Raw genomic sequence first — 15,212 nt, forward strand, 5'->3', positions numbered from 1 at the left:
GAGTTGACGGATTGATGTGAGGGCTCTCGCCTCCTGGTGTGGTGCCCTGGCGGGTCTGCTGGCCATCCTCATTGGTGGTCTTGTGCCGGCAGCGATGTATCTGCCTGTGCCGGAACCAATTGTTGTTCCCCTGCCCGTGACCTGGCAGGTGCCAGCCCTCCTCCTCTGCGCCATGGTGAGCGGCCCGCGCGCCGGTGTGATGGCCGCCGTCGGGTATCTGAGCCTGGGACTGTTCAGCCTGCCGGTGTTCCATGGCGGTGGCGGGCTGAGCTACGTGCTGGAACCAGGTTTCGGCTATCTGGCGGGTTTTGTTCCGGCGGCCTGGCTCACCGGTCGCCTGGCGCAGCAGGACGGCATGAACGACCTGCCCAGACAGTCGCTGTCCGCCCTTGCAGGACTCCTGGTTCTTCAGATCTGCGGTCTCCTCAATCTCGCCATCGGGGCCATTTTGGGTCGATGGACGCTTGGATTTCTCGAGCTCCTGATGCAGTTTTCCATCGGCCCATTGCCTGCACAGATGCTGCTCTGCATCGGTGCAGGACTGCTCTCGGTTGTGTTGCGTCGGCTGTTGATCATTGAGTCATGAACAGAACCCTGCCGCGTCAATCCACCCTGCTCATTGCTCTTGTCATCGTTGTGGTGGACCAGGTCAGCAAGGGTTTGGCCTCCAGCGTTTTGCAGGATGGCAACACCCTTCCCCTGCTACCGCACCTGATCTCCCTGCAGTTGGTGCACAACACCGGAGCCGCCTTCAGCGTGCTGCGGGGATCCACTGCCCTCCTTGGACTTCTGAGCTTGGGGGTCGGCATCGGGCTGATTCTCTGGATCTGGCGACAAAGGGTTCTGCCGTTTTGGCAAGCACTTGCTTCAGCAGCGCTTCTTGGCGGCACCCTGGGCAACGGGCTCGATCGCTGGCGCCTGGGTTACGTGGTCGATTTTCTGGCACTCGAACCGATCGACTTCCCGATCTTCAACGGAGCCGATGTCGCCATCAATCTCGCTGTGCTCTGCTTCGGCATCGATCTTTGGACCCGTCGTGGTGACACCAGCCGTGGCTGACCCAAACTTGCCCTGAGGCTGGTGTGACGCAGGCATGAAACGTCAAACCAGGTTGCTCATCGGTCTTGCAGTTGCCTTTGTGGCACTTGTGGTGATCGGTGTTGCCGTTCAAACCATCCGCAGCCTGCTGTGGGATCTGAGTTACTTCCTGCCTCCCTGGCTGCTTACTCCGGTTCTGCTGCTGGGTCTTGTGCTGGTGGTGACTGTGGCAATGCAGGTGGGCTGGCCCATGTGGAAACGCTGGAAGTCACGCCCCCCTCAACACCCGCGGCAGCCAGCCGCCGCTCCCCAGAACCGCCGGGACGCCGCAAACACAAGCCTGGGCCATGTCGATCGTTTGATCGAACGCATCCAGGACGACATCAGCCGCCGGAGTCTGCAAAACGAACGCGATCGCGTCGCGGACGAACTGAAGCGAGGGGATCTGGTGGTTGTTGTGTTCGGCACCGGATCCAGCGGCAAGACATCGCTCATCCGTGCGCTGCTCAATGAAATGGTCGGCGATGTGGGTGCCCCCATGGGCATCACAAAAACCAGCCGTGCCTACCGCCTGCGTTTGAAAGGGTTAGAGCGTGGTCTGCAACTTGTCGACACCCCAGGGATCCTTGAAGCGGGAGAGGAAGGCCTCAGCCGCGAGGAGACGGCCCGTCGTCGGGCGGTACGCGCCGACCTGTTGATTGTGGTGGTGGACGGTGATCTCAGAGCCTCGGAATTCGCCGTTGTGCAATCCCTTGCTGGCCTCGGCAAGCGGTTGCTCTTGGTGCTGAACAAGCGAGATTTACGAGGTGTGGATGAGGAAAAACGGCTCCTACAGGTGCTTCGATCGCGCTGCCAGGGACATCTCAACACTGCCGATGTGGTGGCCTGCAGTGCATCTCCTCAATCGATTCCTCAACCCGGTCGTCGGCCCCTGCAGCCGATGCCTGACGTCAGCGATCTGCTGCAACGCCTCGCCGGCGTGCTTCATGCCGAGGGTGAGGAATTGATTGCCGACAACATCCTTCTCCAGTGTCGGTCTCTCGACAGCCGCGGTCGTGACTTGTTGAACGACCAGCGCTCCCGGGAAGCCAGACGCTGCATTGACCGTTACAGCTGGATGGGCGCGGGGATCGTCGCTGCCAACCCACTGCCAGGTGTGGATCTGTTGAGTACCGCAGCAGTGAATGCCCAGATGATTCTGGAGATGGCGAAGATCTACGGGGTTGAGATGTCCCGGGATCGTGCCAAAGACCTGGCCATGTCCCTAGGGCAAACCCTGGGCAAGTTGGGCATCGTCAAAGGGGCCATGTCCTTGCTGGGCACCAGCCTCAGCCTGAGTTTGCCCACCCTGATTCTTGGTCAGGTGCTCCAGGGGGTGGTCACCGCATGGCTCACCCGAATTGCCGGCAGCAGCTTTATCCGTTACTTCGAACAAGACCAAGACTGGGGCGACGGCGGGATGCAGACCGTGGTGCAACAGGCCTTTGAACTCAATCGGAGGGAACTCTCGCTGCAGCGCTTTCTGGCCAGTGCCATGCGGCAAGTGGTGGAACCGCTTCAGCAGTCGGCAGCGGGGCGCCTTCCGCCCCGGCCAGAGCCTCAGCAGGAGGGGGGAGCATCGGCCCCCGGGCATCCAGCACCGTGATCAGCAGCAGATAGATCACACCAATCGCCACTGAAATCGCACCGGTGACGATCGCAACCCAGCGTGAACCCTGCTTCTGTTCCGGCATGGGACCCCCTCAAACGAGGGCGATTGTGGACGATCAGGCTTCAGGCCAGCGATGCATTCAGCCGATCGGACAAGTCGCTGAGATGCTGAGCTGTGGTGTGCGGGTTACCCAAGACCGCTTTAAGACAGAAACGGTCGCCGTAGAAGGGTCTCGAGAGCATGTAGCCGTGAGAGAGAAGCATCTGGCGGGTCTCTTCACTCCAACAAGCGGCAGCGTCAATTCCCCCCTCCCTGGCCTGGAACGCCAGAAGATGAAGGTCACCCGACAACAGCGTCAGCTTGTTGGGATCCAACATGGAGGCAAAGGCCTTTCGCCGTTGCAAGGCACCGCTGAGGGTCGCTTCAATCCCAGCCTCACCCAGCTGACGCAGGCCAAGCCAGAGCTTGAGGATCTCCGCGGGCCGGGTTCCCTGTAAGCCGATCTCCCCACCGTGGTCCACCCCATTGGGCGCCTGCATGTAGGGCAATCCTGTTGAAAAGGCCTGGCGGAGGTGGGTGCGATCCCTCAGCAACAGCAGCGATGAAGCTTTGGTGATGCCCAGCAGTTTCTGAGGATTCAGAGTGATCGAATCCGCCAACTCCATGCCACGCATCAGAGATGCGTGGCTGGTGCTCAGGGCGAACACACCGCCGATGGCTGCATCCACATGCAACCAGACCCCTGCATCACGACAGAGAGCTGCAAGATCCGAGAGGGGATCAATGGCACCACGCACGGTTGTCCCAGCGGTGGCCACCACCGCCAGACAAGGCCGGCCCTGGGCTTGCAGTGTTGTCAAACGCTCGCCCAAAGCGTCAAGACAGAGGCCGCCGTCGGGGGCCACCGGAAGCATCTGGAGGGCATCCTCCGACAAACCCATCACCCTTGCCGCCTTGTTGATCGAGACGTGGGCGTCTTGGCTGCAAAGGAGCACGGGATCCCGCTGCATCGAGCCCAAAGCGGCCCGAGCCGAGACCAGTGCCATGAGATTGCTCAGGGTTCCACCACTCGCCAGAACGCCTCCGGATCCTTCAGGCAACCCAATCCTGTGGCAGAACCAGCGGCACAGATCATGTTCCAGGCCAGTCAGCCCAGGAGACAGTTCCTCTGCCAGGAGATTGTTGTTCAAGCCCGCGCAAACCATCTCCGCCGCAATGGAGGCGGTGAGAGGGGGCGGATCAAGATGAGCCAAGGCACCGGGATGAGACGGCTGGTAAGCCCCATCCATCACTTGCTGCAGATCACTCAGGAGTGATTCGACACCAGCTCCTTCCAGCCCGGGAGCCACCTCAGGCAAAGGGCGCATCAAGGGCACCGGGCCCGTTCGTTCAGCCGAGCCGATCCAACGGCAGAGCAGATCTGAACTGCGGTGCAAGAAGTCATTCAGTACCGGGTCTGCAGCCGAGGGGATGGCGAACGGAGCGAGCCGATCCGATGGGTGCTGAGACTCGGAACAGGCTTGCAACGGAGACCCGTGAACTTCAGTGATCTTCGCGTCTCGTGGGATGGTGCTCAAAGGACAGCGTGTAACGACGGTGGATCAGCGGGATGACTTGACTCGCTGGATGGACGTTCTGCTCCAGCGGGCCGAGGCCACTGGCACGGAAGGAGAGGTACCAGTTGCCGCGGTGATCCTGGATGGAAACGGGAAGGCCATCGGACATGGACGCAACAGACGCCAGAACCATATGGACCCCCTTGGGCATGCCGAACTGGTGGCGTTACGGCAGGCAGCGGTGGTGCAGGGCGATTGGAGATTCAACGACTGCACCTTGATCGTGACCCTCGAGCCCTGCCCCATGTGTGCGGGAGCCTTGGTGCAGGCCCGAATGGGAGCAGTGGTGTATGCCGCATCGGACCCTAAACGCGGTGGTTTGGGGGGCAGCCTTGACCTCTCCACCCATGCCAGTGCGCACCATCACATGGAGGTGGTGCGCGGTGTGCGCGAGGCTGAGGCGAGAGGGCTGCTGGAGCGCTGGTTCAGGCAGCGGCGGCTTCAGAACCGCTAAAGCGAGGTAGCTCTGTCTCAAACAGGTTGAGGAGACGGTTCACATTTTCTGGGTTGGAGTTGTACCCCATCAGCCCGATTCGCCAGATTTTTCCAGCAAGCGTGCCGAGACCACCGCCCACCTCGATCCCGTGGTTGTTCAGCAGGTGCTGACTGAAGGCCTTTCCATCCACACCTTCAGGGATGCGAACAGTGGTGAGCGTCGGCAGTCGACGGTCGGCCGGAACATGCATAGAAAGCCCGAGACTTTCGAGGCCGCTCCACAGCAATTCCGCATTGCTGCGGTGTCGAGCCCAGGCCTGATCTAGACCTTCTTCGGCCAACAGACGTAAGGCTTCGCGCATGCCGAAATTCATGTTGACCGGCGCCGTGTGGTGGTAGACGCGATCACTGCCCCAGTACTGATTAAGCAGGGACACATCGAGGTACCAATTGGGAACCTTGCCCTGACGGGCAGACATCTTGGCCTCGGCGCGAGGGCCCATCGTGAAGGGTCCAAGGCCCGGAGGGCAGCTCAATCCCTTCTGGCTGCAGCTGTAAGCGAGATCAACCTTCCACTCATCGATGTAAAGCGGAACTCCCCCCAAGGACGTGACGGTATCGAGCAGCAGCAAGCAGTCGTGCTTGCGGCAGAGATCGCCAATGCCGTCCATGGGTTGGCAGACACCCGTGGAGGTTTCGGCATGAACCATCGCCAAGATCGCAGGCTTGTGCTCGATCAGGGCCGCTTCGAGTTCATCGAGAGAAAACCACTCTCCCCAAGGCTTCTCAATGGTTTTGACATCAGCGCGGTAACGCCCCGCCATATCTGCCAGACGGAGGCCGAAATATCCCTTCACCGCAACAAGAACGGTGTCTCCAGGTTCCACGGTGTTGGCCAGGGTTGCCTCCATGGCGGCACTCCCGGTACCACTCATCGGAAGCGTGAGGCGGTTGTCCGTCTGCCAGGCGTAGCGCAGAAGTTCCTGCACCTCACCCATCAGCTCGACGTAAAGAGGATCAAGGTGACCGATGGGAGTTCGCGACAGCGCCTTCAGAACCGTCGGGTGCGCGTTCGAGGGGCCTGGTCCCAGAAGCAGTCGATCTGGAGTGCTGATCGGTGCAAAAGCTTTGCGATGACGATCGTCAACAGGAAGAAGAGAGTTGGTCGTCGCCAAAGCCCTGATCATTGGTTCGTGATGGTGAGCCTACGCAGTCATGCCCCTCAGAAGAGATGAGAGCTGCACGATTGCAATCTGTTCAAATCTTGCGCTGAACTTTTGCGTTCAACGTTGGCGAACATTGGTTTCAGCAAGGCCTTTGGCCAGGTGATCGAACGGCTGCAGAACAGTGGCGAGCTGCTCGGATGCCGCACCATTGGCCAGAAGCATCTCGGCCACGACTTCCCCGAGCAAAACAATGCTGCGAACAGTGGGGCCAGTAGGAACGCCAAGGCTCTTGTAGGTGTCGTCCAGCCCGTTGAGAACACGCTCATTGAGAATCGTGCTATCGCCGGCAACCAGGGCATAGCTGGCGTAGCGCAGGAAGTAATCCATGTCCCGCAGACAGGCAGCGAGCCGACGGGTCGTGTAGGCGTTTCCGCCAGGGAGGAGCAGGTCGGGCTCATCTCGGAACAGCCGCTGGCTGGCCTCACGCACAATTTCGGCGGCGGAACCGTTGATCAGCTCAACAGCCTGAATCCGCAGCGTGGATTCATCCAGATACGCATTGATGCTGTCGATCGCTGGACGATCGAAATAACGACCCAGTTGGTCGTAGCGACCGATCAGACCGCTGATTGCATCGCGCATTTCCCTGAATCTCCAGAGGATCCCCCGCGGACGCTAACACCGTTGAAGCGGGCAAATCCTTTGGCAGGCCTGCATTTCGGCCAAGTTGACAGAAACGGTTACGCAGTTGACTCCAGGCAGCTGGAACGTACCTCTTGATACAAAATGGTGACTTGTGGCTCTATACGGTCACATCACTGCACAATTCAGTCGAGCAGTCCTTTCTTATGTCGAAATCCCCCCAGGACGTCCTGCGCCAGATCAAGGACGAAGGCATCGAACTGATCGACCTCAAATTCACCGATCTGCACGGCAAGTGGCAGCACCTAACGGTCTGTACCGATCTGCTGGAGGAAGAATCCTTCACTGAAGGCCTGGCTTTTGACGGTTCATCCATCCGTGGATGGAAGGGCATCCAGGCCTCCGACATGGCCATGGTTCCCGACGCCAACACGGCCTGGGTTGATCCGTTCTATCGGCACAAAACCCTGAGCATGATCTGCTCGATTCAGGAGCCGCGCACCGGTCAGCCCTATGAGCGCTGTCCCCGCGCCCTGGCCCAGCGTGCTTTGAATCACCTCGCCAGCACGGGGCTGGCCGACATGGCCTTCTTCGGTCCTGAGCCTGAATTCTTCCTCTTCGACGACGTCCGCTACAACTCGGCCGAAGGTGGCTCCTTCTACAGCGTCGACACGATCGAGGCGGGTTGGAACACGGGTCGCATCGAGGAAGGCGGCAACCTCGCCTACAAAATTCAGGTGAAAGAGGGCTACTTCCCCGTTGCTCCAAACGACACAGCCCAGGACATCCGCTCCGAGATGCTTTTGCTGATGGGGCAACTGGGTATCCCCACCGAGAAGCACCACCACGAAGTTGCCGGTGCAGGCCAGCACGAGCTCGGCATGAAATTCGCTGAGCTCATCCAGGCAGCCGACAACGTCATGACGTACAAGTACGTCGTGCGCAACGTGGCCAAGAAGTACGGCAAGACAGCCACCTTCATGCCCAAGCCGGTGTTCAACGACAACGGCACAGGCATGCATGTGCACCAGAGCCTCTGGAAAGGTGGTCAGCCACTGTTCTTCGGCGAAGGCACCTACGCGAACCTGTCGCAGACCGCCCGCTGGTACATCGGCGGCATCCTCAAGCACGCTCCTGCCTTCCTGGCCTTCACCAACCCCACCACCAACAGCTACAAGCGTCTGGTGCCCGGCTTCGAAGCTCCAGTGAACCTGGTGTACTCGGAGGGCAACCGTTCCGCCGCTGTGCGGATTCCTCTCACCGGCCCAAGCCCCAAGGCCAAGCGCCTCGAATTCCGTTCCGGTGATGCCCTGGCCAATCCATATCTGGCCTTCAGCGCCATGATGATGGCTGGCCTGGATGGCATCAAGAACCAGATCGATCCCGGCGACGGCGAAGACCGCGATTTGTTCGAGCTTCCGGCTGAAGAGCTTTCGAAGATCGCAACGGTCCCGGCTTCCCTCAATGGTGCCTTGGAAGCTCTGAATGCCGATCGTGCCTTCCTCACCGCTGGCGGAGTGTTCAGCGACGACTTCATCGACAACTGGATTGACCTCAAATACGAAGAGGTTCAGCAGCTGCGTCAGCGTCCTCACCCCCACGAATTCACCATGTACTACGACGCCTGATCCGCACTCGTTGAGACCCACGACCCGCCTCGCAGGAGGCGGGTTTTTTTGTGGACTGCTTGGCACGCGGTTGCGCGTCACATCCGCTGGAATGGGTCTGTTGTCTGAATCCGCGATGGCGTCAACGCCCCTGAGCAAGCTTGCGTACCAAACGCTTCAGCAAGGCAAAAGCATCGCGGGCCTGGCTCACAAAGAGCTGAGCACCAAGCTGATGGAATGGGTGGCTCCCGATGCCGTTCCCAAAACTGAAGCAGTCTCCGCCGAGGTACTCGGAGCACTTCGCCTGGATATGGACAAACTCCAGGAACAGGATTGGCAGGAGGCTCAACAGGGGATCTATCCGGAGCAACTGCTCTTCGATGCGCCCTGGCTCGACTGGGTCAGCCGTTATCCACAGGTGTGGATGGATCTCCCCTCCACCTGGGATCGACGCCGTGAGCGCAACGTTCGCGATCTGCCACGGGACACGGAAACAGCGCTTTACCCCGACTACTACCTTCAAAATTTTCACCATCAAACCGATGGATATCTGAGTGATCACTCCGCCGGTCTCTACGACTTACAGGTTGAGATCCTGTTCAACGGCACAGCCGATGCCATGCGTCGACGGGTCCTGGCTCCACTCAAACGCGGCTTGAAGCATTTCGCTGACCGGGCTCCGGGCTCCCTGAAGATCCTTGATGTGGCCACCGACACCGGTCGGACGCTGCACCAAATCCGAGCTGCTGTTCCTCACGCGCAACTCATCGGGACCGATCTCTCCGAGTCGTACCTCCGTCAGGCCAATCGCTGGTTGAATGCCGGGGATGCCTCGCTGGTTCAGCTGATCCGTGCCAATGGGGAATCACTCCCCTTGGCTGATGGCTCGGTTCAAGCCGTGACCTGTGTATTCCTGCTGCATGAACTGCCAGCAGAAGCCCGCCAAAACGTTCTCAACGAGGCTTGGAGGGTGCTCGAGCCCGGCGGTGTTTTGGTTCTTGCCGACTCTGTGCAGATGGCAGATTCAGCCAAATTTGCCGCAGTGATGGAGAACTTCCGGCGTGTCTTCCATGAGCCTTACTACCGGGATTACATCGGTGATGACATCGACAAACGCTTAACAGCTGCAGGCTTCGAGGGAATCACAGCTGAATCCCACTTCATGACGCGGGTCTGGTCAGCACGCAAACCCACCAATGAAGAGACCTGATAAGCGGATTCCCTGACAGCGTCCCTTGCACGAACGCTTGCGAGCCATAGGGTAAATGCGATTACGAAGGGAACTTCATGACCAATCCCTTCCGGCTGCGTTGGCTTCAGGGCTGGACGTTTCAGGTCGTGCTGATGGAAGGTCACGTGCAAGTCGAAGCCCTTGGTTTCGGCATATGCCTGCGCACAGCTTTGCTGCCTGGGGAGAGCCCCCAAGCCGCGGCAGATCGTCTTGTTCTCTCTGAGGATCGCCGGCGGCGGGCCCTGCACAATGCATGGCTTCGCGGTCAGCACATGCCACAACCTTCAGGGGTTCATTCCACCGAGGAAGAAGCTCCCGCATCCAATTCTCTGGTGGTGGTTGCTTAGGCCCATCGCCAACCGGTTGAGCTGATCGATTTAGAGCTGAGACAGCAGCCAGGCCAGAGTGAAACCCGCTCCACCAAAGCGGAGTGCCTTCCAGAAACGCTGCCCCGATTCCGTTGGTACATCCCACCCCGCAAGCGGGTGGCTGATCAGGTTTGTGGCAAGTTTGCGGCGCTGGATCCAGCGTCGAGCGGCAACACCCGACCCAACATTGGACTGCCTTTGCCCTTGCAGCAGCAAGCGTGAACCATGGTGCAACCAACGCAGTTCACTGCGACATCGTTTGCCTTTGCGCTCTTCCAAGGCATTGAACCCACGTGCTCCGAAACTAGAGCGATCTGCTGATCAAGGGATGACACCGCCCCCCGCCCCATGGCCCGACTCCGCCAAAGGAAAGGCAGAGGAGCTCCATCAGCTGCTCCGCATTAGCGATCGCGAATGGCATCAACTGAAAAGCAACCGCAAGCGTCGTGGTGCCGAGTTATTGGCGGCAGCGTTGGTGCAATTACTCCGCCAGGGAGACCACACGGATGTCGAGCAACTAACCCAGCAAGCGCTTGGCTGGATTAAAGGAGAACTGAAGGATCCGGGCTGTCCCCGTCACTGACCGGGCGCCGGCAGGCCAGTTGAAGTCGGTTTCCCCTCCGACTCCAGCGGACATCGTCAAAACATTGATGAATGAGGAACAGTCCGCGGCCACTGGCAGCATCAAGCGCCGTCGGCAGGCTCGCTGTGCGGGACTGCTGCGGCAAGCCGCAGCCTTCATCCTGAACCTGCCAGACCAACCAGTTGGGCGTCAGGATCCGACGAACGCGAAGCTTCTTGGCTGGATTTTCATCATTGCCGTGGCGGACGGCATTCACCAGAGCCTCATGTAAACCCAACTCGATGCGCTGACTGGTGAACACACAGCCCACCGGCTCGGTGAGCAGCTCCAGCAGAGGGGCCAGCTGCAACGTGGACGGCAGTGTGAACTCAGCCCAGCGAAACCTCTTGGACGGCACAGTGGAGCACGTTGACGTCGGTCTTTTGAACTTACCGTTGTTAGATGTCCCCGTCAGGGTCTGCGGGCCACAAGCGCTGGATGATTCAGAACTGAATCCATCAACCGAACCCCCCTCAGCTGATTGATCAACGGCATGTGGCCCTCGGGAGCCTCGATCGACCAAGTGAATGCACCGGGATATCGGGTCCAGACCCCATCGCGTTTCCAGCCAATGCGGGGCCACAGGCGTTCGTAACGGCCATCGAGGGCGTCCAGTAGCTGGGACTGGACCGTAAAGCCAAAGCGGCCTTGGGAATAAACCGTCCAGAGCCGATCGAGACTGACCAGATCAATGCCCGACATCGGAGCCACTTCAGTGAAGTAGACGTAGCCCCGCTTCACAGCAGCATCCCCGGCCAAATCGCGCAGACACTGACTTGTGATGCGATCAGCTTCCTCAAAGTTTTGGTTGAGCAGCTCCTGCTGCAACGGCCCGTAATTCAGGCCAACTGCGGATTCAGCTGCCAGCCAGCCGGCATCTGGGGATTTGATCAGAGCGGCAATGGACTCAGGCTGGTGGCGCTGCAGCACCTGCAGAATCCAGCCTGCAGCCCAGTCATCACCGGCAGGATCGAAGCCAGAAAGAAGATCTGGCCCGACGGCAGCAAGGTCCTCAGATCGTGCTTCGACCTGCTTGATCAGAGGGCGTCGTTGGCGAGGTGTTCCCTTCGCGAAACGATCCAGCAGCTGGTCAACGCTGAGTTTGGTGGCGGGTGTGGAACCGGAGAGCATGAGTCGCAACCGGCCCCAACTGGCTCGGTGTTGGCCACTATGTCAGGCATGGGCGAGACAAGTTCAATCGAGATCCAGCAGCTTCGCGAGCTGAAAGGTCCGCTGGTGGATGTGCGCAGCCCCAGCGAATTTGCGAAGGGGCACTGGCCCGGGGCCATCAACCTGCCTTTGTTCAACGATGAGGAGCGGGCCGAAGTCGGCATCGCGTACAAGCAGCAAGGACGCAGACCAGCGATTCATCTGGGCCTTGAACTCACCGGACCCAAGCTCAGCAGCTTGGCCCATCAGCTGGAGACCCTTCGCGAGCTGGGCAATCCACGGATCTACTGCTGGCGTGGAGGAATGCGCTCGGCCAGCATGGCCTGGCTCGCGCAGCAGCTCGACCTCAAGCCAACACTTCTGCAAGGGGGTTACAAGAGCTACCGGCGCTGGGCCCAGAACCGATTTGAACGGAGATGGCCCCTGCGCGTCATGGGGGGGCGAACGGGAACTGGAAAAACTGATTTGCTGTTGGCCATGGCGGCTTGCGGAGTAGCCGTTGTTGATCTGGAAGGGCTGGCCCACCACCGCGGCAGCAGTTTCGGCGGCCTGGGCCTGCCGGATCAACCCAGTACCGAGCACTACGAGAACAAATTGGCTGAAGCGCTGGATCAGCACCAACGCCAGCGGGCAACGGCGATTTGGTTGGAAGCCGAAAGCATTCAAGTAGGGAGCTGCCGCATTCCCAAACCTCTCTTCGATCAGATGCAGCAGGCCCCTGTGCTGGAGATTCAGCGCGACCTGACCGAACGGGTCGAACAACTGGTGCAGGTGTACGGCCATCAAGGGGCGTCAGCTCTCGCTGAGGCGACCCAGCGGATCAGTCGACGACTCGGCCCGCAGCGCACCAAGGAAGCCCTCGAGGCGATTGCCAGGGAAGACTGGGCCAGCGCCTGCCGCGCCACACTCGACTATTACGACCGTTGCTACGACCACGAATTGGCGCGATCCCCCAAACGCGACAACATCGACCTATCGGGCCTCAGTGCTGATCAAGCCGCGCAGACGCTGATCAAGCACGGGTTTGTTGAAATCCCCGATTAAGATCGCTTCTACCGATGGGTCTAGAACGACGTGAGCGAAGCAGCGATTCAGTTCTTTCGGGGAATCAATGAGCCGGTGGTTCCCGATATTCGTCTGACCCGCAGCCGCGACGGTCGTACTGGTCAAGCAACCTTCCGTTTCGAGAAGCCTGCTGCGATTGCTCCAGAAACGATGGGCGACATCACTGGCATGTGGATGGTCGATGAAGAAGGTGAGATGGTCACCCGAGAAGTGAACGGCAAGTTTGTGAACGGCACAGCGAGTGCTCTTGAAGCCGTTTACTCCTGGAAATCCGAAGAGGATTTCGAGCGATTCATGCGCTTTGCCCAGCGCTACGCCGAGGCCAACGGCTTGGGTTATTCACAAAATCAGGATTCCAATCAGACTGACGCGGCCGACGATCAACAAGCTTGAGACTGCCCCACTGGCTGTCGTTAACAGCCTTGATCGCAGCGATCATCTTGCTGTGGTCCCTGCGCGAGCTGGTTCTACTGCTCTTTGCTGCAGTTGTTCTGGCCATGGCCCTTTGCACCCTTGTGGGCATCCTTCGAGAACGGAGGCCGATGCAACGGCCTCTGGCATTGATTCTCTGTATCGCCGGGTTGCTCTTGCTCGTCGCTGGGGCTGCAGGTGTTGTGGTGCCCCCATTCCTCGAGGAATTTGCCCTGCTGCTGCAGAAGCTGCCCGAAGCGGGTCAGACCCTCGTTCGGATGGGAGTCGATTGGATCGACACCATCAGCGAAGCCATCTATGGCGCCGATGCATTCCCCGACATCGATGAACTGGAACTGAGCGGTCCGCGACAACTCGTGCCCGATGGTTCATCACTGGCAGCAGGCGTGGGCAGCGGATTGCTGGGCCTGCTCGGTGTTGCGGGAAACCTCGGCAACGGGGTGCTGCGTCTGTTGTTCGTGCTGGCAGTCGCTTTGATGATCAGCATTCAACCCCAGGCCTATCGGAGCGTGGGGCTTCAGCTGATTCCCTCCTTTTATCGACGCCGTGGACGGCGAATCCTTGATCAGTGCGGTGCCGCTTTGAGTAGCTGGATGGTCGGCGTGCTGATCAGCTCACTGGCGGTCTTTGTGCTGTGCAGCATCGCGCTGACACTCTTGGGCGTGAAACTCGTTCTGGCCAATGCACTGCTGGCAGGACTGTTGAACGTGATCCCCAATGTGGGACCAACGATGAGCACCATCTTCCCGATGGCAGTCGCCCTGCTGGATGCCCCCTGGAAGGCAGCGGCGGTATTGGGGGTCTATGTGGTGATCCAAAACATCGAGAGTTACGTGATCACGCCTTCGGTGATGCACCACCAAGTGAAGCTGCTGCCTGGGTTGACCCTGGCCGCGCAGTTTTTGTTCACGCTGCTGTTCGGACCTCTCGGCCTGCTGATGGCTCTGCCTCTAGCGGTGGTGCTGCAGGTGATCATCCGAGAAGTCCTGATCCACGATGTTTTGGATCGCTGGAAACGTCTGGAGCCCGCAGGATGACAGCCGGCACGTTTCTTGTTGCTCTCACCCTGGTGGTGCTGGTGCTGCTGCTCTGGCACCTGCGCTGGGTGCTCCTGGTGCTGTTCGGCGCCGTGGTGGTTGCGGTGGCACTGGATGTGCTGATTGTTCAGGTTCAGAGGCGAACACGGCTGAAACGACCACAAGCCCTGGCTGCCGTGCTTGGGATTTTGCTGTTCGCAGGGGGGCTATTGGGACAGCTGCTGGTACCGGAACTCATCAGCCAGTTCCAGCAATTGGGTCGTGATCTGCCGCAGTTGTTCAGCAAGGTGTCTGATCTGCTGAGCAGCGAGCCACGCCTGGCGCAGCTGAATGAAGCGCTGGGTGAGGGCCTCAACTTGAAAGGGCTTCAACCATTGCTGGGCTTTGCAGGCGGTGCGGCGAATTCGCTGATTCAGCTGTTCCTGATGGCCCTGCTCGCGATCTTGTTGGCCCTGGATCCAAGTTCCCATCGGCGCATGGTCGTCGCCGTGACGCCCCGCCCCGCCCGGCAGCAGATGGAACTGTTGCTGGATGAATGCCGTCAGGCGCTGGGGGGTTGGCTCAGCGGCATGACCCTTTCCGCCACCAGCGTGTTTTTGCTCACCTGGGGTGGACTGTTGCTGCTCAAGGCACCCCTTGCTCTATTGAGCGCCCTGGTCTGCGGCCTGCTCACCTTCGTACCCACCATCGGCCCCACGGCGGCAACCCTTCTACCGACGGGATTAGCACTGCTGCAATCGCCGCAATTGATGGTCTCGGTGCTCGTTTTCCGGCTGGTGCTGCAGAACCTCGAGGCATTTCTGCTCACGCCATTGCTGCTGCGCAAAACCGTGAATCTGCTTCCCACCGTGGCCCTGACAGCCCAGCTCAGCCTTGGCGCCCTGCTGGGGCTTCCAGGCGTGCTACTCGCCCTTCCTCTGGTGGTGGTGATTCAGGTGCTGATGCAGCGCGTGGTGGTACAGCAGATCATGGATCGCTGGGCCTAAGACCAGAATCCACCCATGTATCCAGATGAACACCTTGTAGCAAGGGTCACACCTGAGACCAGAGCTGGCTAGGTACTTTTACGGTGTCGTGAGAGCGACGCGTCGAGCATTGGGGCTCTTGGGAGAGGGTCCCAATTTTTTTTGAA

At 59.7% G+C, this 15,212-nt stretch carries 18 protein-coding genes; 12 read left to right on the forward strand and 6 right to left on the reverse strand.

The genetic code is table 11. From position 1 onward, the window contains the following. Positions 1 to 16 precede the first annotated feature (16 nt). Genes DXY29_RS04460 through DXY29_RS04470 form a run of 3 tightly spaced genes read left to right on the forward strand, consistent with a single transcriptional unit; the run spans position 17 to position 2,683 of the window. Complete coding sequence (locus tag DXY29_RS04460) at positions 17 to 586, forward strand: biotin transporter BioY (protein ID WP_115023300.1); 570 nt, start codon at positions 17 to 19, stop codon at positions 584 to 586. Then, entirely contained in the window at positions 583 to 1,059 is a 477-nt protein-coding gene (lspA, locus tag DXY29_RS04465; protein WP_115023302.1) for a signal peptidase II, read from the forward strand. The genes DXY29_RS04460 and lspA overlap by 4 nt, the downstream gene beginning before the upstream one ends. Before the next feature lie 34 nt (positions 1,060 to 1,093). Continuing rightward, positions 1,094 to 2,683, forward strand: a complete 1,590-nt coding sequence (locus tag DXY29_RS04470) for a YcjF family protein (RefSeq protein WP_115023303.1) — start codon at positions 1,094 to 1,096, stop codon at positions 2,681 to 2,683. 128 nt (positions 2,684 to 2,811) lie between these two features. Here the strand turns inward: DXY29_RS04470 and DXY29_RS04475 are convergent, their stop codons facing one another. Beyond that, positions 2,812 to 4,215: an aminotransferase class V-fold PLP-dependent enzyme gene (locus DXY29_RS04475; protein ID WP_115023305.1), complete on the reverse strand. Its 1,404-nt coding sequence runs from the start codon at positions 4,213 to 4,215 to the stop codon at positions 2,812 to 2,814. 40 nt (positions 4,216 to 4,255) lie between these two features. On the opposite strand from DXY29_RS04475, the gene DXY29_RS04480 reads away from it, so the two are divergent. Next, positions 4,256 to 4,759, forward strand: coding sequence for a nucleoside deaminase (locus DXY29_RS04480; RefSeq protein WP_115023307.1), 504 nt, complete (start codon positions 4,256 to 4,258; stop codon positions 4,757 to 4,759). On the opposite strand, the gene DXY29_RS04485 is transcribed toward DXY29_RS04480, so the two are convergent. Both DXY29_RS04485 and DXY29_RS04490 read right to left on the reverse strand, forming a co-directional pair. Beyond that, positions 4,731 to 5,927 carry an alanine--glyoxylate aminotransferase family protein gene (locus tag DXY29_RS04485; protein WP_170952113.1) on the reverse strand — a complete coding sequence of 399 codons (1,197 nt, stop codon included), beginning with the start codon at positions 5,925 to 5,927 and terminating at the stop codon, positions 4,731 to 4,733. The two genes, DXY29_RS04480 and DXY29_RS04485, sit on opposite strands and share 29 nt — an antisense overlap. A 96-nt stretch (positions 5,928 to 6,023) precedes the next feature. Continuing rightward, positions 6,024 to 6,548 carry an allophycocyanin subunit beta gene (locus DXY29_RS04490; protein WP_115023308.1) on the reverse strand — a complete coding sequence of 175 codons (525 nt, stop codon included), beginning with the start codon at positions 6,546 to 6,548 and terminating at the stop codon, positions 6,024 to 6,026. A 206-nt stretch (positions 6,549 to 6,754) separates the two neighbouring features. Here DXY29_RS04490 and glnA point away from each other — a divergent pair, with 206 nt between their 5' ends. The 3 genes from glnA (at position 6,755) to DXY29_RS04505 (ending at position 9,733) form a co-directional block, all read left to right on the forward strand. Further along, positions 6,755 to 8,176 carry a type I glutamate--ammonia ligase gene (gene glnA, locus DXY29_RS04495; protein WP_115023310.1) on the forward strand — a complete coding sequence of 474 codons (1,422 nt, stop codon included), beginning with the start codon at positions 6,755 to 6,757 and terminating at the stop codon, positions 8,174 to 8,176. Positions 8,177 to 8,291: 115 nt separating this feature from the next. Next, complete coding sequence (locus tag DXY29_RS04500; RefSeq protein WP_115024195.1) at positions 8,292 to 9,365, forward strand: class I SAM-dependent methyltransferase; 1,074 nt, start codon at positions 8,292 to 8,294, stop codon at positions 9,363 to 9,365. A gap of 77 nt (positions 9,366 to 9,442) precedes the next feature. Beyond that, the gene (locus DXY29_RS04505) at positions 9,443 to 9,733 is read left to right on the forward strand and encodes a copper-binding protein (protein ID WP_115023312.1); all 291 of its coding nucleotides are present in this window, start codon (positions 9,443 to 9,445) and stop codon (positions 9,731 to 9,733) included. 30 nt (positions 9,734 to 9,763) lie between these two features. Here the strand turns inward: DXY29_RS04505 and DXY29_RS04510 are convergent, their stop codons facing one another. Beyond that, positions 9,764 to 10,033 (reverse strand): hypothetical protein, encoded by a 270-nt coding sequence (locus DXY29_RS04510; protein ID WP_115023313.1) that lies wholly within the window; start codon positions 10,031 to 10,033, stop codon positions 9,764 to 9,766. A 49-nt stretch (positions 10,034 to 10,082) separates the two neighbouring features. Between DXY29_RS04510 and DXY29_RS04515 the strand changes: the two genes are divergently transcribed. Then, entirely contained in the window at positions 10,083 to 10,337 is a 255-nt protein-coding gene (locus DXY29_RS04515) for a DUF6439 family protein (protein WP_115023315.1), read from the forward strand. On the opposite strand, the gene DXY29_RS04520 is transcribed toward DXY29_RS04515, so the two are convergent. Beyond that, complete coding sequence (locus DXY29_RS04520; RefSeq protein WP_115023317.1) at positions 10,297 to 10,734, reverse strand: ATP-binding protein; 438 nt, start codon at positions 10,732 to 10,734, stop codon at positions 10,297 to 10,299. The two genes, DXY29_RS04515 and DXY29_RS04520, sit on opposite strands and share 41 nt — an antisense overlap. 53 nt (positions 10,735 to 10,787) lie before the next feature. Continuing rightward, on the reverse strand, positions 10,788 to 11,507 hold the full coding sequence (locus DXY29_RS04525; protein ID WP_115023319.1) for a GUN4 domain-containing protein: 720 nt from the start codon (positions 11,505 to 11,507) through the stop codon (positions 10,788 to 10,790). A 39-nt stretch (positions 11,508 to 11,546) separates the two neighbouring features. On the opposite strand from DXY29_RS04525, the gene mnmH reads away from it, so the two are divergent. From mnmH to DXY29_RS04545, 4 genes are read left to right on the forward strand one after another with little or no spacing between them, the layout of a single operon-like run. After that, a complete protein-coding gene (mnmH, locus tag DXY29_RS04530; protein WP_115023320.1) occupies positions 11,547 to 12,590 on the forward strand; it encodes a tRNA 2-selenouridine(34) synthase MnmH in 1,044 nt (347 codons plus the stop codon). Positions 12,591 to 12,620: 30 nt separating this feature from the next. After that, on the forward strand, positions 12,621 to 13,004 hold the full coding sequence (psb28, locus tag DXY29_RS04535) for a photosystem II reaction center protein Psb28 (RefSeq protein WP_115023322.1): 384 nt from the start codon (positions 12,621 to 12,623) through the stop codon (positions 13,002 to 13,004). Beyond that, positions 13,001 to 14,080 (forward strand): AI-2E family transporter, encoded by a 1,080-nt coding sequence (locus DXY29_RS04540; RefSeq protein WP_115023323.1) that lies wholly within the window; start codon positions 13,001 to 13,003, stop codon positions 14,078 to 14,080. The genes psb28 and DXY29_RS04540 overlap by 4 nt, the downstream gene beginning before the upstream one ends. Further along, positions 14,077 to 15,066: an AI-2E family transporter gene (locus tag DXY29_RS04545; protein WP_115023325.1), complete on the forward strand. Its 990-nt coding sequence runs from the start codon at positions 14,077 to 14,079 to the stop codon at positions 15,064 to 15,066. The genes DXY29_RS04540 and DXY29_RS04545 overlap by 4 nt, the downstream gene beginning before the upstream one ends. Positions 15,067 to 15,212: the final 146 nt, after the last annotated feature.

The sequence above is a fragment of the Synechococcus sp. UW69 genome (genome assembly GCF_900474185.1).
Taxonomy (GTDB): domain Bacteria; phylum Cyanobacteriota; class Cyanobacteriia; order PCC-6307; family Cyanobiaceae; genus Parasynechococcus.